We start from the raw sequence: 18,458 nt of genomic DNA, 5'->3' as shown, positions 1-18,458 counted from the left end.
AGGAGATCACAATATGACCGTTTTGAACGAAGGCCGGCACCCCGGCGAATTCCTGATGAGCGAAGCCCAAGGCCAGCGCTCGCGGGGCAACATCACCGTCGCAAGCGGCGCCGGCGTAATCGTGCCAGGCACCGTCTTAGGCAAAGTCACAGCCAGCGGCGAGTACCTCGCTTCCTCCAATACCGCTGAAGACGGCTCCGAAGCTGCTGTCGCCGTGGCCTTGTATGGCTGCGACGCGACCGCCGCGACTGCAGACATTGCAGCGATCGTCCGCGACGCTGAAATCAACGGCAGCGTGCTGACCTATCACGCCGACCGAAACGAGGTCTCTGAGAAGACCGCCGCAAACACCCAGCTTGAAGCCGCCGGCATCATTGTCCGCTAAGCGCGGCTCATCGAGAAAGGACACCTAAATGTCTCTATTAAACGTATTCAAGCAGGACGCATTCAGCGTTCTGCGCCTCACCGATGCCCTGCGTGAGATCAAGTACGCGCCGTCGCGCATTGGTCAGCTGGGCCTCTTCCAGACGACCAGTATCGACACGCTCGACATTGCGATTGAAACCGACCGTGAGCAGAACCAGATCATCGTCGGCGCTTCGCCGCGCGGTGGTGTCGGCGACACCTTTGGGAAGAACAAGCGGACCGTGCGCACGCTTCGGGTCCCACACTTCCAAGTCGACGATGCGATGATGGCCGATGAAGTGCAACAGGTGCGCGCGTTCGCCTCGGAGACCTCCGTTGAACGGTTGCAGCAAAAGATTGCTGATCGCGCTGCAGAGGTGAGCCAAGGCTTTGCCCTGACCGAGGAATATCACCGCCTCAACATCATCAAGAGCGGCAAGCTCCTCGACAAAGATGGTGGTGTGATGTTCGACTATTTCCGCGAGTTTGATGAATCCGCGCCGGCCGAAGTCGACTTTGATCTGGATAAGGCGACGCCAACCGAGGGCGCGCTGCGCAAAAAGTGCGCGGAAGTGATTCGCCGGGTTGCCGCAATTTTGGATGGTCTTCCCTACTCTGGCATCCACGCTTTCTGCGGCGATGCTTTCTTTGATGACCTGATCGCCCACCCCGAGGTGCGCGAGACCTACAAGGGTCATGCAGAAGCCTCTGCCCTGCGCTCCGCATACGCTGGCGCAAACGGCCAACAATCAAGCTTTAGCACTTTTGAGTTCGGCGGGATCACCTTTGAGAACTATCGCGGTGGCGGTTCCATCGGCGTCGACACCAACAAGTGTCACATCTTCCCTCTGGGTGTGCCGGGCCTGTTCCGCACCGCCTATGCGCCGGCCGACTATATCGAGACGGTCAACACGCTGGGTCAGCGCCTCTACGCCAAGCAATACGAGATGCAAAACGGGAAAGGCGTCAATCTGGAATTCCAGATGAATGCCCTGCAATATTGTACCCGTCCTCGCGTGCTCATCCCCGGCAAGCGCACCTAATTGGCACGCTAAAACTTGCGGAAGGAGACCAACCGTGGCCTCAATCTTTGACGAACTGGATGCGTCTCTTTCAGAGGCCATTGGCGAAGTTATGGCCGAGGTCGCGGTTCTCCTTCCGCGGGCAACACGATCCTACGAGGCGCGATCTGTTGATGTCGATCGCGCCTCGTTTTCTTTTCGCGGGGTGTTTTCGGATGGCCCGGAGGCGAAGGCTTCTGGCGGCCAATATTTCTCCGCTCCGCTTGTCCAAGATATGATCGCCGACTTTTGGATTGCGGCGCGCGATGTTGCGCAGTTGCCGTTTGAGCCTGAGAAAGGCGACCAAATCTCGATGGTCTCGCGGCCGGGTCAGCCAGCCTTCATGATTTCAGGGCTCCATCGCACCAGCCAAGGCGAGCTGCTTTTGATCCTTGTGGAACACGGCGAAGACTAAGCCACCCAAATCAGAGGTTCACGATGCGTTTGTCGATCAAAACCTCCCCCGACATCGCCGAGGCCATGCGCCGAGAGGTCCTTGCCGGGGAAAAGGCGACGACCCGGGCCATGGCAAACGTCGGGACCGATCTTAAGCTTGCTTGGCGGCGTCAGATTAACGGCGCTGGCCTTGGCACACGGCTCGCAAACTCCGTGCGCAGCGCGACCTACCCAAAGTCAGGCGAAAGTCTGCGGGCTGCCGCTCTTGTTTGGTCGAAGGCGCCAAAGATCGTCTCCGCGCACGATCAAGGCACGACCATCCGCTCCAAAAACGGCTTCTACCTTGCGATCCCAACCGAGGCTGCCGGCCGCGCCGCTGGTGGCCGCCGCATGTCGCCCGGGGAATGGGAGCGCCGCCGGGGCATCCGGTTGCGCTTTGTTTACCGGCGCGGTGCGCCAAGCCTTCTGGTCGCAGACAAGGCTCGAATGAACAAAAAGGGCCTCGCGGTCCTTTCGAAGTCAAAAACCGGGCGCAACCAAGTTACGGCTCCGATTTTTATCTTGGTGCCGCAGGTTCGTCTTCGCAAACGGCTGGATTTGGAGCGTGACGCTGACCGCGCTCTTAACTCGGTCCCAAGCGCAATTGTCGCACAATGGGTGGAGGACCGCACAAAATGGCCACCAAACGTGAGCAGGTCCTAAGGGCGCTGCATCAGAAAATGGAAACCCTGCCGCAAGTCACGATGCGAGGCGGTGCGCTGCCAGAAAGGCTACCGGGCGCGGGCCTATTCATCCTGCGCGACGGCGAGCCGGGAGACCCGGAGGTGACGCTCTCGCCGCTCGCCTACCACTACGAGCACAAAGCCGAGATCGAGGCCATGCGCCACGGCGCTGATCATCGGGACGCGGCCTTTGACGATATGATCGCGGCGCTTGGCGTCGCGCTGCACGCAGACCGCACGCTTGGTGGGCTGTGTGATTGGGTTGAGGCCGAGGCGCCTCAGGAAGTCGATCTACCGGTTGAGGGGGCTTCGGCCTTCAAGGCCGCGTCGATCACCGTTGTTTTGCACTACACGAGCGCCGACCCGCTCGCCTGAACCTATAAAGATTGGAGACCTGATATGGCACGAGCACAAGGTGCACGGGCGCAGTTGGCGCTTGCGTTTGAAACCACCTACGGCACCGCGCCGGCCAGCGGCTACGTCAAGATGCCGTTCGCTACAGCGTCGCTGGGCGCCGAGCAGCCATTGTTGGCCTCGGAGCTTTTGGGATACGGCCGAGATCCGGTTGAGCCGATCAAGGACGCTCTAACGGCCGATGGCAATGTCGTGGTCCCCTTGGATGCGGAGGCTTACGGGTATTGGCTCAAAGGAGCCTTTGGCGCGCCCACCACCACCGAAGGTACCGGCGACTTTGAGCACGTCTTCACAAGCGGAAGCTGGAACCTGCCAAGCTTTTCTGTGGAAGTGGGGATGCCTGAGGTGCCCAGCTTCGCAATGTACTCGGGCTGCATGGTCGACAGCTTTAGCTGGTCGATGGCCCGCTCCGGTCTTTTGACCTCAACGGTCGAGATCGTTGCGCAGGGCGAAGACTTGGCCACATCGAGCCAAGCAGGCACGCCGTCTACGCTCGCACTCAAGCGCTTCGGCCATTTCAACGGCTCTGTGAAGCGCGACGGGGTGGATATCGGCAACATCATCAGCGCCGAATTAAACTACCAAAACAACCTCGACCGAGTGGAGACCATTCGGGCAGATGGCAAGATCGAGGGCGCCGACGCGTCCATTGCGGCCATGACAGGCAGCATCGGCGTGCGCTTCGCTGACACGACTTTGCTCAATCAGGCAATCGGGGGCAATTCTTGCGCTTTGACCTTCGGATATGAGCTCCCCACAGGGGAGACTTTGACGGTCTCTGTGCCTCGGGTCTTTTTGCCTCGTCCGCGCCGCGAAATCTCCGGGCCGCAAGGCGTTCAGGTCACCTTCGATTGGCAAGCCGCGCAACAATCGGACGGCTCACCGATGGTCACTGTCACTCTGGAAAACGCCGTGGAGACCTACTGATGCTCAAGCTAAATCTCTCTGATGACGCGCGCTGGGTCGACCTTGCGGGCGGCGTCAGGATCAAGGTCAATCCGCTCTCGTCGGCTATGATGCTGGCCGCAAGAAGTAACCCACGGGTTGTCGCCTTGGGCGACGTTGACACGCCTGAGCCGGATCAGGACTTGGCGCTTGAGGTGGCCAAGATCATCGGCGGGATGTTGATTGAGGAATGGGAAGGCGTCGGCGATGCGGACGGCAACCCTGTCGATGTTTCGCAGGAATGGGTCGACGCCTTGTTCGACATTTGGCCGATGTTCGAAGCCTTCCAAGTAGAGGTCGTAGCCGGCGCAATGATGGTAGATGCGGAAAAAAACGACTGACCGCTCTTGCTGAATGGGAATTTGGCGGGGGCGGAGAGTATTGCGCATCGTGCCCGGGGGTCTGCGACGAGTGCCCGGGCAGAGTGAACCTCCCACAATCGATTGAAGGCTGGCAGGTCTGGGACCTTGTCCAGCGGCTTGGTGGTCAACTCCGGGTCGTTTCGGGCGCAGGCGGCGGGGCCGTTATCGGCTGGGATATTGGCGCGGCGCTTCAACTGGGCGCCGCGCTTGGCATTAGGGCGCGCGTGATCGGAGAGCTTTTGCCGCCGATAGAGGCGGCGATGGTCCGTAAAATGAGCGCGCAAGGAGAAGAAGCAGATGGCTGAAAAACGTGTCAGTGTTCGCCTTGCCGCTACCGGAGGCCGTCAGGTTCGCAACGAGCTCGAAGGTGTCGGTGGCGCTGGCAAGCGCGGCTTCGGTCGGCTTAGCGCCGAGATGGAGATCGCAAACCGCCGGCTGGCCGCCTTTGCACGGCGCGCGGCCGTCGCTTCTGCGGCCGCTGCTGCGGCCAGCGTGGCGGCAGGTGTCGCGTTGATGCGATCCGGCCTGCAAACAGTCGATGCGCAAGCAAAGCTGGCGGCCTCGCTTGGCACAACAGTGGCCAGCATTCAGGTTCTCGAGCGCGCAGGCGATCTGGCCGGGGTTTCCATGGGCGAAATCGAGCAAGCGACGCTGCAGCTAACACGCCGTCTGTCGCAAGCTGCCGCAGGCGCCGGCCCCGCCGCAAAGGCGCTCGACCGCTTGCAGCTTTCGGCTTCCGATTTACAAGCCATGCCGCTCGACGAGCGGATCGCGGCCATTCAAAACGCCCTCGGTGAATTCGTGCCAGAGGCCGAGCGGGCCGCCGTTGCCTCGCAATTGTTCGGCGACCGGGCTGGTCTTGTGTTTACGCGCGTGGACAGCGCGACGCTTCGCCAAGCGACCAAAGATGTCGAGGATTTCGGCGTTGTGGTTTCTGATCAAGACGCGGCCCAGATCGAGCGCACAAACGATGCGATCTCGCGCCTTGGGCTGATCTTTCGCGGGCTGGCGAACCAACTCGCTGTCGCTGCGGCGCCTGCTTTGGAAAGATTGGCGGAGGCTTTTGCCGCGATCTCGCGCACAACCGGTCCTTTGGGTCAGGCGATCCAAGGCCTGTTTGGCAACCTCGGCCGCATCGCGAGCATCGCGGGCACATTTGTAGCCTTTCTATCCGGGCGCTGGGTCGCGGGCTTTGCCGCAGCAGCGCTTTCTGTACGCGGGCTGGCGACAACGCTTTTGGTCCTGCGCGGTGCGCTCATCCGCACCGGGATCGGCGCCCTAATCGTGGGGGCCGGCGAACTGGTCTACAAATTCAGTTTGCTCGTCTCGGGGGCCGGTAGTTTTGGGGCCGCTCTGGCTCTTTTGAAAGACGTCGCTGCCGAAGTCTGGGGCCGGATCAAGATGGGTGCCGCTGCCGCAGGAGCTGCGGCCACGGCCATGTTCTACGATCTGCAATCTGATGCCGCTACCGGAATGGGCGCTGCCATCGAGCGCATCGTGGAATTTGGCAACGCGACGGCCAACACGTTTCAAGGCGCCTTAAACGCGATCAAGGAAATCTGGTCTCGGCTCCCAACGGTCATCGGGGATTTGGTATTCAACGCGGCCAATCGAATGCTCGACGGCGTTGAGGCCATGCTAAATGGCGCAATCTCTCGGATCGATGCCTTCACTGGCAAAATCCGTGACGCGCTGGCTGCGGTCGGGATCGAGACGACCTTTGGTGAAATCGACGATATCAGCCTTGGCGATATTGAAAACCCGTTTGCAGGCGCGACCAGCGACGCCGGCACCGCGGCAGCGGAAGCCTTCAAGCGCGCCTTTGAGGACAACCCACTGACGGGCCCCGATTTGGGGCTGGATGTGATCGCATCCGACGCCTTGGCCACGGCCAATACCTATCGTACGGCGGCCAGCGATCTCGCGACCGGCTCGATGCTGCCTTTGACCTCCTGGGCGGCATTGCGCGAGGCTGTGGCCGGCAGTGGCGAGGAAGGTGCAGAGGCGCTTGATAAAGCGACTGCAGCGGCTGACCGGCTTGGCACGTCTGTGGCAAATGCGGGAAAAAAGGCGAACGAGACAAAAACCGAGCTGACCGGCTTTGATGCGGTCAACCAAAGGCTTCACCAATATGCCGCCGATGCGATGAATTGGGGCAAGGGCCTCGGTGACGTTTTAACGAAGGCGTTTTCCGGTGCGGAGAGCGCGTTTCGCAGCTTTGTCGAAACCGGCAAGATCAACTTTAAGAGCTTCGTAAGCGCCATTCTTGCGGACCTCGCGGTCCTCGCGTTTCGCAACGCTGTCTTGGGACCTCTTGCTAACGCTCTGGGCGGTGTCTTTGGCGGCGGGGCGAACGTCACGGCTGCGGTCTCGCACAGCGGCGGCATGGTCGGGGTCTCGGGCCACACGCGCTCGGTGCCGGCTCCAGTCTTTGCCGGGGCTCCTAAGATGCACAGCGGAGGCTGGGCGGGCCTGCGTCCCGACGAGGTTCCTACGATCCTCCAAAGGGGCGAGCGCGTGCTCAATCGCCGTGAGGCGGCTGGGTATGGCAGCGCTGGGTCTGCGGGCGGCATGAGCATCAGCATCGATGCCCGGGGCGCGCAGATGGGCGTCGCCGAGCAAATCGAACTGAAACTTCGGGCCGCCGTGCCCGAGATTGCACGCATCGCGACCCAAAATGTCGCAGACAATCGTCGGCGAGGATACGCGGTATGATCCCGGAGCTCCCCTTAAACCTCGTCAGCCGGCTTGACCGCCGGCTGGCCACTGCCGTGACAGCGACAACCTCCCCATTCACCGGCACGCAAGAGGTGCAAGATTGGGGCGGCGAATGGTGGGAATATCAGGTCACTTTGGCCCTTATGAAGCCAGCAGATGGGCGGCGATTGTCGGCCTTCTTTGCTGCCCTCGGCGGGTCTCGTGGCCGGTTCTTGTTCCATGACCCAAGCATCGAGCCGCCGGGCCAAACCGGTGAGGGCGTGGTCGCAGCCAACAATCAAACCGGCAACGCCTTGCTCACTATGGGCTGGCTTTCGGAGCGGCCTTTGCTGAAGGCGGGCGATTTCTTTTCTCTGGGCCAAGACGCGGCAACGCGGCTCTATCAAGTGACCGAGGATGTGTCCTCAGACGCCACCGGCGAAGCCACGCTGCGCTTTGTGCCGAGATTGCGGTCCTCTCCACCGGCGGGCGCTGAGTTGAACGTCGGGCGACCAAAGGCGGTGCTCCGTTTGAACGAGCCGGTGTCCGCGCAGGTGGGCCGGGCTGGAAAGTATCAAATCACCTTTAGTGCAAGAGAAGCCCTATGACCCGTGAAGCGACCCAAGGCTATCTCGCGGCAATCGAAAGTGGGGACCTTTTACCTGCGATCTTCTTTGAGGGTGAGTTTGCCTCGGGCTGGGTGCGACTGTGGACCGGCCCCCACGACATTGAGTGGAATGATCACATTTGGACCGGCGCCGGGGCGCTGATCGGGCTTGGTGCGTTAGAGGAGACCTCTGAGGTTGTCGCCTCTGGCACGACGGTTTCGCTATCAGGCGTCCCGATGAACCTGATCGGCCTTGCGATTGAGGAAGCGCGTCAAGGCAAGCCCGGCCGCATTTGGCTGGCCATGCTGACGCCCGACCGAGAGGTTATCGCAAACCCGGTGCAGGCTTTCTCAGGCCGCCTCGACGTGCCGGAGATCAGCGAAGATGGGGCATCTTGTACGATCACGATCTCCTATGAGAGCCGGTTGATCGATTTGGGGACCGCACGGAGCTGGCGGTACACGCATGAAAGCCAGCAGGTGCTGCACCCGGGCGACCGGGGGTTTGAGCACGTCACTTCAATCCAAGACAAAGAGATCACGTGGGGCCGAGGATGAGCCGACTTTCTGACTGGGAGCAACGCCTCGCGGCCGCTGTGGCGCACGCGCGCACTCAGCCCTTTGAATGGGGCAACCACGATTGCGCAACTTGGGCGTTTGACGTCCGTCGCGAGCTGACCGGCGGCCCAGACGATGCCGCCCTTTGGCGCGGCCGATACACAACGCCTTTGGGCGCACAGCGTGTCCTGCGCAAGCTTGGGTGGTCAGACCTCGAGACCGGCGGGCGGAATTTACTCGGAGACCCCCTCAGGTTCGTGCTGCTGGCACAACGTGGGGATCTGGTGCTCGGGAGCGATCCTGAGGCTTTCGGCGTCTGCCTTGGGGCGGGCGTCGCTTTTGTCGGGCCTGATGGCCTGAGTTTTTTACCCCTTTCAAAGTGCCGTTTGGCGTGGAGGACTTAGCACGTGCCCCCTGTTGTCGTTGGAGCTGTAGCCCTTGGGGGCGCTGCAATTGCGGCGGGTGGTGTAGCTGCGGCATTCGCGGCTGGCGGTCTCATCGCCTTCGCGGCCAACTTCGGCGCTTCAATGCTGTTATCAGCCGCCGCAGCATCGATGATGCCAAAGCCCTCAATGGGCCAGATCGAGATGCAGGCGCGCACGGTCACCGTCCGCCAGCCGGCCATGCCACGAGAGCTGGTTTATGGCCGCGCGCGCAAAGGTGGGGTGATCACGTTTCTCCATTCGACAGGGGAGAAAGACAAATACCTGCATCTGGTGATCGTGCTTGCCGGCCACAAAGTAAAATCCATCGGATCGATCTACTTTGAGGGCGAGGAGGCCGTTGACGCCGAAGGGGCCGCGCAAGGCCGCTGGGAGGACAAGGTCACTGTCGAAAAGCGCTTAGGCGATTTGGACCAAGAGGCCTTTGCTGGTCTTATTGAGGCCGCGCCTGATCTTTGGACAGAGCAGCACCGGATCGCCGGGTGCGCCGCCATCTATCTGCGCCTGACCTACGATCAGGACGCCTTCCCCGGGGGCATTCCAAACATCACGGTCGATATGGAGGGCAAAAGCGACGTTCTGGACCCGCGCACAAACACCCGGAGCTATACCAGCAACGCGGCGCTGTGCGTGGCAGATTACATGGCGCACCCGAAATTCGGCATTGGCGCTGGAATTGGCGCGGATGACGGCATCGAGGCCGACAGCCTAGTGGAAGCAGCCAACATCTGTGACGAAACCGTCCCCCTATCGGACGGCTCCACGGAGCGCCGCTACACATGCAACGGGGTAGTGTCTCTTTCTGAGCCTCCCAAGACCATTATTGAGGCCATGTTGACCGCTATGGCGGGCCGCACGGTCTGGCAGTCCGGGCAGTGGCGCCTGCGCGCGGGCGCATACCGCATCCCCACAGAAGTCCTCACAAGCGACGACGTGCGCGAAGGCGGGGTTGCCTTAACCACACGGCAAAGCCGCACCTCCAACTTCAACGCGGTGCGGGGCCAATTTGTGAGCCCGGAGAATAACTGGCAGCCAGACGACTTTCCGGCTTACGCCTCAGACTTCTACCGTGAGGAAGACGAGGGCGAGCAGGTTTGGCGAGACATTTCCCTGCCATTCACGATCTCGGCTTCGGCCGCACAACGGCTCGCAAAGATCGAGCTGGAAACCAATCGCCGCCAGCAGATGGTCAAGATCAGCGGCAAATTGAAAGCTTGGCGGGTGTCGGCCGGAGAAACCGCGTTTTTTAAATACAAGCGTTGGGGCTTTACCGGTGATCACACGCAGGCCGGCAAGCCTTTTGAGGTTCAATCTGTGCGGCTAGATCTGACCCAGATCGGCAATGGCGCACGGATCGCACCGGAGTTGATCCTGCGCGAAACCTCTCCGCTGGTCTACGATTGGTCGGCTTCTGAAGAGCAAATCTATGCGGCCGCGCCGCGCACAAACCTGCCCTCGGCTTTCGATGTGCCACCTCCCGGCCGGCCCTCGGGCGCCGAGGAGCTCTACGTCACGCGAGACGGCTCGGCCGTTAAGGTCTTGCTTCGCGTAACTTGGGAAGAGGCGCAGAGCGGCTTTGTCGACACGTACCAGTTTGAAGCGCGGCGTAATGGCGGCGCGTGGCAAGACTACGGGCGAACAACAGGCACTTTAATGGAGTTGCGCGACATTGCCCCCGGCCAATGGGAATTCCGGGTTAAAGCAATTTCGGTGGTTGGTGTTTCCTCGATCTGGAGAGAGGGCACGCGCGAGGTGGTCGGTTTAACCGCGCCACCAGCGATGTTGCAGGGCCTGACCATTCAAAGCGCGGGCGGACTTGCCATTCTCAAGTGGCAAAGGTCTGTGGATGTTGACGTTCGCGTCGGCGGAAACGTGCTCATCCGCCACAGCAAAGAAGTCGGCTCCTCTTGGGCCAATTCAACGCTGATGGATCAAGTTTCAGGGGGCGAGGCGATTGCGGTCGTGCCCCTCAAGCCGGGCAGCTATCTGCTGCGCGCGGTCGATAGTGAAGGGCGCGCAGGGCCGATGACTTCGGTCTCGACCAAGGGTGTGCAGATCCTGCGCTTTTCCCAGCTCAACACTCTCGCGGCGGACCCGGTCTTTGCTGGGGCCAAAGTTGGGGTTGTTGATGCGGCCAATACGCTGCGGCTGGCAACAGGCGTGGACGGCACTGGCTCGCCCATTGTTCAAGCGACAGAGGGGCTCTACAACTTCTCAGGCCGCCTTGATTTTGGCGCGCTCAAGCGCATCCGTTTGCGGTCAGATATTCTGGTCGGAGCGGCAGCACTATCGGACTTCATCGATGATCGGGCAGCCTACATCGACACATGGGCCGATTTTGACGGGTCCGCCGGCGCTGAAATCGACGTGGTTCTTGAAGTCAGAGAGACCGACGACAATCCAAGCCAACCAAACCCCACATGGGGGCCTTGGGGGCGCATCGACAACAGCGAGATCGAGGCGTGGGCGGTTGAAGCCCGGGCCCGGCTTTCAACGAACGACCCGGCGTTTACGCCAATCGTTTCAGAATTGCGGCTCATAGCGGATGAGGTGGCGTAATGGCCCAAGTGCCCAGCTTTATTATCGTCAACGACAGCGGTGCCGCAGTCCGGGCTCAGCTCAATCAAGTCATCGCGGCCCTACAGACCCTAAGCTCGGGCGCGCAGGAACCCGCAGACACGGCCCCAGGCATGCTTTGGCTTGATACAAGCACAAGCCCGCCAACGCTGCGTTACCGGGACAGCTCGGACAGTACCTTTGAAGCGCTAATGGATGGCGGCGGCTATTAAAGCTTCCGCCCTTCACTCACCAAAAGGATGCTTTGCCCTTTAGCGGCAGGCGATTGAGGGCCCGGCGCAGCTCGACCGGCCCCAATACCCCCGCGCAGGCGGGCACTTCCACGACAAAGGACTTAGACATGGGGCAGGATTGGGTCGGAAACATTCCAACAGTGATTTACTTCATCATCGGACTTGGGGGTTTGGCCGGCGCGCTGCTGGCCATCGTCAAATTATGGCACACCATTCGGCCAGACGACGACATTACCGAGCGTGAGATTGAAATGATCAAAACCGACGTCGGTGACATTCGTGGCAGGGTCGTCGCACTAGAGATCGAGGTCGCCAAGATCGACCAGCCGGCAATCGTAAAACGCTTTGATGGGATCGAGGGCAAGATCGACCGGCTCTACGAGTTTCTGCTCGACCGCTTTTCCGACGGGTCCCACAATTCGCGGCGCTAGAGGCGTCTCTACAGCCTCGCACTACGCTTTCCGTACCCACCCCCATGCAACAAAGGCCACAAACAGCCTCCTGCCCCGTTTCAGCGGCCAGTTGAGGTGATTGGAGATCACATGACACCGTTTCAGATCGCCCAGAGCTACATCGGCACCACAGAGGGGCCTGATGCGGCCAATAACCCCACAATTCTAGGGATGTACGCAACGGTCGGCCACGATTGGGTCGAGCACGATGCCGTCGCTTGGTGCGCGGCTTTTGTCGGACATTGCATCGAGCAAGCAGGGTTGCGCTCAACCCGAAAGCTTAACGCACGATCCTATCTCGATTGGGGTGTGCCGGTGGAGCTTTCCGAAGCTCAGGAAGGCGACATAGTCGTCTTTTCGCGCGGCGATCCAAGCGGATGGCAGGGGCATGTTGCCTTCTTCGTTCGGCCGGTTGGCGATGCGTCCATTGCGGTGCTTGGTGGTAATCAAGGAGACGCGGTCAATGTGAAGAGATACGCGACCTCACGGCTCTTAGGCATTCGGCGGGCTGGCAACGTTGCGCCTTCCGCCACCATGAGCGTTTATGGCGTGCAAACGCGCTTGCGTGCGCTTGGTTACCACGAGGTGGGCGAGGCTGATGGCCTGCTGGGTCCACGAACACGAGCAGCGATCCTCGCGTTTCGTGACGACAATGCTTTGCCTCTTATACCGATCATAGACGGGACGCTTTCGGATGCTCTGCAAAATGCCCAGCCCCGGGCGGTTTCAAAAGAGCGCCAGACCGGCGTGCCGGTCAACAGCCGCATCATCGCAGCGTCAAACGCCCAAATTGGTCTGGGTTTGTGCGGCGCTGTCGGCTCCATGGGCTCTCAAATCGCCCCAGCGCTAAGCGAAGCAGAAAACGCCCGCGATGTGACAAGCCGCGTTTTCGTCGCGTTGGGCCTCGATGCTTGGCTGCCGGCGGCACTGCCTTGGGTCGGTGCGGCCGTTTTTATTGGCCTGATCCTCTACGCAGTGAAGGCGCGAAGCGCGCGCATTCAAGATCACCGAACGGGGCGGACCTTATGAGCATGATGATCGCAAGCTTCTTGCTCGAGATCGGGCGGAAAACGGCCCTCTGGATCGGGCTCGCAGCGGCCGTTGCATTCGCCGCCATGGCGCTTGTGCGCAAAGGTCGACTTGAGGCCGAGGCCGAGCTCGCAATTCGGAAGGCTGACGCGCGCATCCGCGCGATGCAGGCCGCAAAGGAGACCCGCCATGAGGTTCTTAATGCAGATCGCGCTGATCTTAAGCGCAGGCTTAACCGCTGGGTGCAAAGACCTTCGCCCCCTTCTGAGTGAATGCGACTGGGCTGATCCAATTCGACCCTCAATAAATGACCGGCTTACCGACACGACTATGGGCCAAATCGTAGCCCATAACGAGCTCGGCGAGCAAAATTGCGGATGGGAACCATGACCACGAACACCTTTGAAGGCCCCTCCATCCTGATTGGTTACGCCTACACGCTTGAAGTTGAGGCTGACGCGGCTTTGTTTCCGGAGGCCGGTAAGTTTCGGGCACATGTTCGGGAGAAGATCTCCTCTGAGCAGATCGCGTCTGATCTCACATCCGACAACGGCGGGATCGTGCGCCTTTCAGACAAGGAAATCAGAATTGTGATCCCTGCGGCCGACACCGAAAACATCCGGCCGGGCAGCGTGATCTTTGACGTCGTGCGGGAGGATTTGTCACCGCGGTTGCACCTCAATTTCTTTGTCGAGGTCCCGGTGATGCTTCCAGTGACACGGGGGCGCAATGACTGACGAAATCCAAGTTTTTTCTTCAACCGGCCCAGTTCTCGCCTCGCGCGTCAAGGTACGCGTTGCGCAAGCCGCAAGCAGGGTCAAAGTTCTTGGCCTTCCGGGCCCAGACGGAGCGCCGGGGCCACAGGGCGAACGCGGCGACCAAGGCGAGCCGGGCATTACAATCCTACCAACCGATGCACCAATTAACGGAGGCTTTTTCTGATGGCCAACACGATCCAGTTTAAGCGCCGGGTATCCGGCAACGCGGGAGCCCCCGCATCCCTCAAATCAGGCGAAGTCGCGCACAACGAGGTCGATGACACGCTCTACATCGGCAAGGGCGATGATGGCTCCGGCGGTGCGACTTCCGTTGTTCCCGTCGCAGGGCGCGGTGCCTTTGTCGATGCCACGACCTCGCAGGCGATCAGCGGTCGCAAGACCTTTTCGTCGGCGCCGCGCTCGTCACAAGATGCTTCGAGCTCCACAGACCTTGTGCGCAAATCGCAATTTGATAACGGCCTCGCGGACAAATCTGATGCAAGCCATGGTCACAGCATTTCCGAAGTTTCCGGGCTGCAAGGCGCGCTGGACGGAAAAGCCGCAAACAGCCACGGCCACGCAATCAGCAACGTGTCAGGTTTACAGGCGGCGATCAACGCCAAGGCTTCTTTAGCATCTCCTGCGCTTTCAGGGACGCCAACTGCACCAAATGCGGCCGCAGGAACAAACACCACGCAGATCGCCAACACCGCGTTTGTGCAGGCCGCGATAAGCGCCCTGATCGATGCAGCCCCGGGTGCGCTGGATACGCTCAACGAGCTGGCCGCCTCTTTGGGCGACGACCCAGACTTTGCGGCAACCGTGACAAACGCGTTGGCCTCAAAGCTGTCCAAGTCGTCCAATCTTTCGGACCTGACCAGCGCCGGAGCCGCGCGAGGCAATCTTGGCCTTGGGACGATGGCAACGCAGTCCTCGAGCAACGTTTCGATCTCGGGCGGTGCAATCAAAGGCATCAACTTCGACTTCGGAACATTCTGAAGCCAAACAAAGGGGCCGGCTAAAGCCCCTTTCATCCCACATGCGGGAAACCAGAGGGCAGCCATATGGCAAGCACGATTAAAATGCGGCGCTCAGCCGTGCCGGGCAAGGTTCCAACAACGTCCCAGCTCGAGCTGGGGGAGCTGGCGGTCAACACGCACGACGGCAAGATGTTCTTTAAGCGCAACGTCAGCGGCACGGAGACCATCGTCGATGCGACCCCGCCGCCGTTGTCTTCGCAGGACGTCTTCAACAGAGTTAAAGGCCTCGATGGGGCGGGCTCTGGGCTCGATGCTGACCTTTTGGATGGCAAGCAAGGAGCTGACTTCGCTCAACTTTCCGGGGCGACATTTTCCGGTGTCGTGACGGCGCCAAACTTTGTCTCTTCGTCCGATGTTCGCCTGAAGTCTGACATTGCCGAGATCACCGACGCGCTTGAGAAGGTTAAGCGTTTGACCGGCGCAACCTTTTTGATGAACGACCGCGCAGGCCGTCAAATGGGCCTCATCGCGCAAGATGTGGAGGCCGTCGCCCCCGAGGCGGTCTTTGAAGTCGATGACCTGCTCCGGGTCGCTTACGGGAGCCTCGTCGGGCTCTTGGTCGAAGCGATTAAGGAGCTGTCGTCTGAATTCGAAAAGTTCAAGGAGGACGCGCGATGACAAATACCATCAGTCTTAAGCGCACAACGGTTGCAGGGCGCGTTCCCAGCACCGCCCAATTGGGAGAAGGTGAGCTCGCGGTCAACGTCCGGGACGGTAAGCTGTTTCTCAAGCGAGTGGCGGGCTCAGAAAGCATCATTGAACTCGGCCAAACAGGGCCAGCGGGATCGGCCGGCCCACAAGGGCCGCAAGGCCCACAAGGCCCGACCGGCCCTCAAGGCGCTACCGGTCCCGCTGGTGCCACCGGTGCCAAAGGAGCCAAGGGCGACGACGGCCCAATTGGCCCCCGAGGACCAGTTGGAGCAACCGGGCCTAAGGGAATTACGGGCGCCACTGGACAGCAGGGCGCAGCGGGACCAACCGGGCCACAAGGCCTAGTTGGGCCAGCCGGCGCGGCCGGGCCTAAAGGTGATAAAGGAAACACAGGCCAAACGGGACCAACAGGGCCGACGCCAGATCACCAATGGTCAGGGACAAGCCTGAGATTTTACGACGGGGCGACTTGGGGAGCCTACGTAAACCTCAAGGGCGCGACGGGTGCTACCGGTCCGAAAGGCAGCACTGGTAATACCGGCGCAACGGGCCCCACAGGACCGCAGGGCCCTGCCGGTCCAACAGGACCCACTGGTCCGAAAGGAAACACCGGTGCCACCGGGCCGCAAGGCGCGACGGGCGCAACCGGCCCAACACCCGCGCATCAGTGGTCTGGGACCAGTCTGCGGTTCTACACCGGATCGACCTGGGGTGGGTATGTAAACCTGAAGGGGGCGACAGGCGCCACAGGACCAAAGGGCAACACCGGTGCGACCGGCCCCGTCGGTCCTCAAGGGCCAGCGGGTTCAAACGGATCGCCAGACACAGCCGCTCAAGTGCGCGACAAGCTCAAAACTGTGGACGGCTCTGGTTCTGGCATCGATGCCGACAAGCTAGATGGCCTGCACGCCGGCTCATTTGCGCGGCTCTCAGGTGCCACCTTTTCCGGCACCGTAACGGCCCCAAACTTCGTGTCGTCCTCCGACGCGCGCCTGAAGACAAACGTCACGCCAATCTCTGACGCGCTCCAAAAGGTGCAGGCCCTAAGAGGCGTTACCTACAACATGATCGAGGGCGGAAGCCGAGAAATCGGCCTGATCGCTCAGGACGTCCAAGCCGTCGCCCCTGAAGCCGTCGTCGAGGCAGAGGGCGTGCTGCGACTGGCATATGGCAACCTCGTAGGGCTTCTCGTCGAGGCAATCAAAGACCTCTCGGCCGAGGTCGAGCAGCTGAAAGGCAAAGACCGATGATCGAGACAGGTTTGCACGTCATCTACAACACGACAGCGCGGCTGCATTACGCGGTGGATGTTCAGGATACCTACGCCGGCATCTGTGTTTTTGAGCCATGCCAAGAGGGTCAGGTCGCGCCTGACTATATCGGCGAGATTGCTTGGCAAGACTTGAAGGAGGCCCTCGAGAAGCCGCAGGACAGCTTTAACAAGGCCGGCTTTGTCGATCTGGAGGGCAATGGTGTCTTTGTGCGCGACCTGCCCGGGTGCCCCCGTGGCGCGGTCTACAAGGGCCGCTCCTACATCTTCCTCGACGGCATGGTCGGGCACGATGAGCTGACCGACTACGCCCTGATCGATATCATGACCGACAACAACGGCTTCCCTTTGCCGTGGCGCAACCGCTTTGCCCAATCTGCGCGCGAGAAGGTGGACTATTCTTTCCGGCACCGGGCACGGACACAGGCGTCAAACGCCCTTGTGATCTTTATGCCTATCGCCGGGCCATTGTCCGGAGCGCGCGTCGAGTTGCTCTGCGATCAAGACCCGATCTTGCTGAACGGAACCTCGGTCGCCGGGCGCATTGATGATGCGACGATCCCGAACGATGGGGTCTGGTTTAAGCAGTTCTACTTCCACGCGGTGGGAACGGAGGTCGTGCCTGTGCCCGCCGGCGGCCGAGCAGATGTGCCCATTACGTTAAAGTGGAACGGGGATGGGGCGCCCTGCCCCCATGCGCTGACACTTAAGCTGGACAGCGACGCAGGGTATTTGCCTAAACGCCGTTTAGCGACCGACGCGCAGGGGCAAGGAAGCTTTGCGATTGAGGCTCTGGGCCTCCGCCCCGGCGACCGGATCTCGGTCAAGGTGAACACCGAACATTACACCGCCATCGGCAAGATCATTGTGGAGGTCGTGTGATGGAGATCGCCACCACCACTGAACTGCAGATGATTTACCCGGCCTTTGTGATGCACAAGCATTGGGACATGCCCGAGGGCTTCAACGACCGGCTCTATGGGCTGGCGGCCGAGGATGCCGTGGCCAACCGCATTCAAGACGCCGGTGACGGGCGCAATGTGGGGGATCAAACCAACCACCTCGGTCATCTACGCCACAACTTCCTGATGGACCGTAAAGGCCCAGAAGTCGCAGCTCTTGCACAAATGGTTTCGGCGGCGGTGCGCGAATATCTGCAACTCGCCTATGGATACGCGCACACCGGGGATATCTCGATGATGTCCGACACCTTTTGGCAGCGCCGGGCTGACAAGGAAAACGTGGGGATCAACACCCACACCCATATCCAGACCGACATCGTTTGTACCTATTATCCCCGGGTGACGCTGGACGCGGACTGCCCAGACACGTCCCTGCATCGAGGCGCAGTGCGTTTTTACGATCCGGCAAACATCGGCAAGCGCCTCTGGCCGTGCAACAACCCCGACGCCTACGTCGGCGGCTGGTACGCGGTCGAGCCCTGCACCGGCTCCATGATCGTCTTCGAGGGCCACGTGCCCCACGACAGCACGTATTTCGAGGGTGAAGAGCGCATGTGCATTCCGGTGCTTTGCTCGATCAACCTGCCCAATTCTCACTGCAAGGCTGGGCTCACCGAGATCCTAGCCCATCAAACGCAAGGAGGCCCCCATGGCCTATAAAGTCGGCTCAACCATCGTGATCAGCGACAGCGGTACCATCGATTGGTCCCGCATCAGCGGGAAGCCAGCCATTGGTGCGGGTGACATTACAAGCGTGAGCGTTAGTAATGGCAACTCCGGTTCAGGCGTTCGAATTCCGCAACATTATAATAGCAACTGCAATTGCACTCCAAACTGCTACGTCGAAAGTCTTTCTGGAGGCGGCACAAGTGGCGC

General features: G+C 60.7%; 23 protein-coding genes. All 23 read left to right on the top strand.

From position 1 onward, the window contains the following. Nucleotides 1-13: 13 nt before the first annotated feature. The 23 genes from THS5294_RS07500 to THS5294_RS07385 all read left to right on the top strand — a co-directional run bounded on the left by THS5294_RS07500 (nt 14) and on the right by THS5294_RS07385 (nt 18,242). Complete coding sequence (locus THS5294_RS07500) at nt 14-385, top strand: head decoration protein (protein ID WP_058123261.1); 372 nt, start codon at nt 14-16, stop codon at nt 383-385. 28 nt (nt 386-413) lie between these two features. Continuing rightward, entirely contained in the window at nt 414-1,448 is a 1,035-nt protein-coding gene (locus tag THS5294_RS07495) for a major capsid protein (RefSeq protein ID WP_058123260.1), read from the top strand. A gap of 34 nt (nt 1,449-1,482) precedes the next feature. Then, nucleotides 1,483-1,881, top strand: a complete 399-nt coding sequence (locus THS5294_RS07490) for a hypothetical protein (protein WP_058123259.1) — start codon at nt 1,483-1,485, stop codon at nt 1,879-1,881. Nucleotides 1,882-1,904: 23 nt separating this feature from the next. Beyond that, nucleotides 1,905-2,564, top strand: coding sequence for a DUF6441 family protein (locus tag THS5294_RS07485; protein WP_058123258.1), 660 nt, complete (start codon nt 1,905-1,907; stop codon nt 2,562-2,564). Then, nucleotides 2,537-2,959 (top strand): hypothetical protein, encoded by a 423-nt coding sequence (locus THS5294_RS07480; RefSeq protein WP_058123257.1) that lies wholly within the window; start codon nt 2,537-2,539, stop codon nt 2,957-2,959. Before THS5294_RS07485 ends, THS5294_RS07480 begins: the two co-directional genes overlap by 28 nt. A 24-nt stretch (nt 2,960-2,983) precedes the next feature. Then, on the top strand, nt 2,984-3,925 hold the full coding sequence (locus THS5294_RS07475; RefSeq protein WP_058123256.1) for a phage tail tube protein: 942 nt from the start codon (nt 2,984-2,986) through the stop codon (nt 3,923-3,925). After that, nucleotides 3,925-4,284 (top strand): phage-derived protein YdaY family protein, encoded by a 360-nt coding sequence (locus tag THS5294_RS07470; protein ID WP_058123255.1) that lies wholly within the window; start codon nt 3,925-3,927, stop codon nt 4,282-4,284. Before THS5294_RS07475 ends, THS5294_RS07470 begins: the two co-directional genes overlap by 1 nt. Before the next feature lie 83 nt (nt 4,285-4,367). Further along, nucleotides 4,368-4,610, top strand: coding sequence for a DUF7697 family protein (locus THS5294_RS07465; protein WP_233486436.1), 243 nt, complete (start codon nt 4,368-4,370; stop codon nt 4,608-4,610). After that, nucleotides 4,603-7,020 (top strand): phage tail tape measure C-terminal domain-containing protein, encoded by a 2,418-nt coding sequence (locus THS5294_RS07460; RefSeq protein WP_058123254.1) that lies wholly within the window; start codon nt 4,603-4,605, stop codon nt 7,018-7,020. Before THS5294_RS07465 ends, THS5294_RS07460 begins: the two co-directional genes overlap by 8 nt. Then, nucleotides 7,017-7,610: a hypothetical protein gene (locus tag THS5294_RS07455; RefSeq protein ID WP_233486435.1), complete on the top strand. Its 594-nt coding sequence runs from the start codon at nt 7,017-7,019 to the stop codon at nt 7,608-7,610. The genes THS5294_RS07460 and THS5294_RS07455 overlap by 4 nt, the downstream gene beginning before the upstream one ends. Further along, entirely contained in the window at nt 7,607-8,167 is a 561-nt protein-coding gene (locus THS5294_RS07450; protein WP_058123253.1) for a hypothetical protein, read from the top strand. Before THS5294_RS07455 ends, THS5294_RS07450 begins: the two co-directional genes overlap by 4 nt. Continuing rightward, nucleotides 8,164-8,571: a DUF6950 family protein gene (locus tag THS5294_RS07445; RefSeq protein WP_058123252.1), complete on the top strand. Its 408-nt coding sequence runs from the start codon at nt 8,164-8,166 to the stop codon at nt 8,569-8,571. Before THS5294_RS07450 ends, THS5294_RS07445 begins: the two co-directional genes overlap by 4 nt. 3 nt (nt 8,572-8,574) lie before the next feature. Continuing rightward, on the top strand, nt 8,575-11,169 hold the full coding sequence (locus tag THS5294_RS07440; protein ID WP_058123251.1) for a phage tail protein: 2,595 nt from the start codon (nt 8,575-8,577) through the stop codon (nt 11,167-11,169). Continuing rightward, the gene (locus tag THS5294_RS07435) at nt 11,169-11,399 is read left to right on the top strand and encodes a hypothetical protein (protein ID WP_058123250.1); all 231 of its coding nucleotides are present in this window, start codon (nt 11,169-11,171) and stop codon (nt 11,397-11,399) included. Before THS5294_RS07440 ends, THS5294_RS07435 begins: the two co-directional genes overlap by 1 nt. Nucleotides 11,400-11,527: 128 nt before the next feature. Beyond that, nucleotides 11,528-11,851 carry a hypothetical protein gene (locus tag THS5294_RS07430; protein ID WP_058123249.1) on the top strand — a complete coding sequence of 108 codons (324 nt, stop codon included), beginning with the start codon at nt 11,528-11,530 and terminating at the stop codon, nt 11,849-11,851. Nucleotides 11,852-11,962: 111 nt separating this feature from the next. Next, on the top strand, nt 11,963-12,901 hold the full coding sequence (locus THS5294_RS07425; RefSeq protein ID WP_058123248.1) for a C40 family peptidase: 939 nt from the start codon (nt 11,963-11,965) through the stop codon (nt 12,899-12,901). Beyond that, nucleotides 12,898-13,173, top strand: a complete 276-nt coding sequence (locus THS5294_RS18230) for a hypothetical protein (protein ID WP_058123247.1) — start codon at nt 12,898-12,900, stop codon at nt 13,171-13,173. Before THS5294_RS07425 ends, THS5294_RS18230 begins: the two co-directional genes overlap by 4 nt. Nucleotides 13,174-13,287: 114 nt before the next feature. Then, complete coding sequence (locus THS5294_RS07415) at nt 13,288-13,638, top strand: hypothetical protein (RefSeq protein ID WP_058123246.1); 351 nt, start codon at nt 13,288-13,290, stop codon at nt 13,636-13,638. A 204-nt stretch (nt 13,639-13,842) separates the two neighbouring features. Continuing rightward, on the top strand, nt 13,843-14,658 hold the full coding sequence (locus THS5294_RS07405; RefSeq protein WP_058123244.1) for a phage tail fiber repeat family protein: 816 nt from the start codon (nt 13,843-13,845) through the stop codon (nt 14,656-14,658). A gap of 65 nt (nt 14,659-14,723) precedes the next feature. Further along, nucleotides 14,724-15,317 carry a tail fiber domain-containing protein gene (locus tag THS5294_RS07400; RefSeq protein ID WP_058123243.1) on the top strand — a complete coding sequence of 198 codons (594 nt, stop codon included), beginning with the start codon at nt 14,724-14,726 and terminating at the stop codon, nt 15,315-15,317. Then, nucleotides 15,314-16,600, top strand: coding sequence for a tail fiber domain-containing protein (locus THS5294_RS18755; RefSeq protein WP_058123242.1), 1,287 nt, complete (start codon nt 15,314-15,316; stop codon nt 16,598-16,600). The genes THS5294_RS07400 and THS5294_RS18755 overlap by 4 nt, the downstream gene beginning before the upstream one ends. Then, complete coding sequence (locus THS5294_RS07390) at nt 16,597-17,502, top strand: hypothetical protein (RefSeq protein WP_058123241.1); 906 nt, start codon at nt 16,597-16,599, stop codon at nt 17,500-17,502. The genes THS5294_RS18755 and THS5294_RS07390 overlap by 4 nt, the downstream gene beginning before the upstream one ends. After that, nucleotides 17,502-18,242, top strand: coding sequence for a hypothetical protein (locus THS5294_RS07385; protein WP_058123240.1), 741 nt, complete (start codon nt 17,502-17,504; stop codon nt 18,240-18,242). The genes THS5294_RS07390 and THS5294_RS07385 overlap by 1 nt, the downstream gene beginning before the upstream one ends. Nucleotides 18,243-18,458 lie beyond the last annotated feature (216 nt).

Origin of the sequence: Thalassobacter stenotrophicus (assembly GCF_001458315.1) — a bacterium.
Classification (GTDB): Bacteria; Pseudomonadota; Alphaproteobacteria; order Rhodobacterales; family Rhodobacteraceae; genus Thalassobacter; species Thalassobacter stenotrophicus.
Note: the sequence above shows the minus strand (reverse complement) of the source record. Positions and strands in the feature narration are given on the sequence as shown.

Bases quoted from the DNA above. Each gene is read 5' to 3' on its own strand.
- THS5294_RS07430 (WP_058123249.1), top strand. From the start codon at position 11,528: ATGGGGCAGGATTGGGTCGGAAACATTCCAACAGTGATTTACTTCATC.
- THS5294_RS07425 (WP_058123248.1), top strand. From the start codon at position 11,963: ATGACACCGTTTCAGATCGCCCAGAGCTACATCGGCACCACAGAGGGG.
- THS5294_RS07390 (WP_058123241.1), top strand. From the start codon at position 16,597: ATGATCGAGACAGGTTTGCACGTCATCTACAACACGACAGCGCGGCTG.
- THS5294_RS07460 (WP_058123254.1), top strand. From the start codon at position 4,603: ATGGCTGAAAAACGTGTCAGTGTTCGCCTTGCCGCTACCGGAGGCCGT.
- THS5294_RS07385 (WP_058123240.1), top strand. From the start codon at position 17,502: ATGGAGATCGCCACCACCACTGAACTGCAGATGATTTACCCGGCCTTT.
- THS5294_RS07435 (WP_058123250.1), top strand. From the start codon at position 11,169: ATGGCCCAAGTGCCCAGCTTTATTATCGTCAACGACAGCGGTGCCGCA.
- THS5294_RS07455 (WP_233486435.1), top strand. From the start codon at position 7,017: ATGATCCCGGAGCTCCCCTTAAACCTCGTCAGCCGGCTTGACCGCCGG.
- THS5294_RS18755 (WP_058123242.1), top strand. From the start codon at position 15,314: ATGACAAATACCATCAGTCTTAAGCGCACAACGGTTGCAGGGCGCGTT.
- THS5294_RS07445 (WP_058123252.1), top strand. From the start codon at position 8,164: ATGAGCCGACTTTCTGACTGGGAGCAACGCCTCGCGGCCGCTGTGGCG.
- THS5294_RS07495 (WP_058123260.1), top strand. From the start codon at position 414: ATGTCTCTATTAAACGTATTCAAGCAGGACGCATTCAGCGTTCTGCGC.
- THS5294_RS07500 (WP_058123261.1), top strand. From the start codon at position 14: ATGACCGTTTTGAACGAAGGCCGGCACCCCGGCGAATTCCTGATGAGC.
- THS5294_RS07475 (WP_058123256.1), top strand. From the start codon at position 2,984: ATGGCACGAGCACAAGGTGCACGGGCGCAGTTGGCGCTTGCGTTTGAA.
- THS5294_RS07450 (WP_058123253.1), top strand. From the start codon at position 7,607: ATGACCCGTGAAGCGACCCAAGGCTATCTCGCGGCAATCGAAAGTGGG.
- THS5294_RS07480 (WP_058123257.1), top strand. From the start codon at position 2,537: ATGGCCACCAAACGTGAGCAGGTCCTAAGGGCGCTGCATCAGAAAATG.
- THS5294_RS07415 (WP_058123246.1), top strand. From the start codon at position 13,288: ATGACCACGAACACCTTTGAAGGCCCCTCCATCCTGATTGGTTACGCC.
- THS5294_RS18230 (WP_058123247.1), top strand. From the start codon at position 12,898: ATGAGCATGATGATCGCAAGCTTCTTGCTCGAGATCGGGCGGAAAACG.
- THS5294_RS07400 (WP_058123243.1), top strand. From the start codon at position 14,724: ATGGCAAGCACGATTAAAATGCGGCGCTCAGCCGTGCCGGGCAAGGTT.
- THS5294_RS07485 (WP_058123258.1), top strand. From the start codon at position 1,905: ATGCGTTTGTCGATCAAAACCTCCCCCGACATCGCCGAGGCCATGCGC.
- THS5294_RS07470 (WP_058123255.1), top strand. From the start codon at position 3,925: ATGCTCAAGCTAAATCTCTCTGATGACGCGCGCTGGGTCGACCTTGCG.
- THS5294_RS07405 (WP_058123244.1), top strand. From the start codon at position 13,843: ATGGCCAACACGATCCAGTTTAAGCGCCGGGTATCCGGCAACGCGGGA.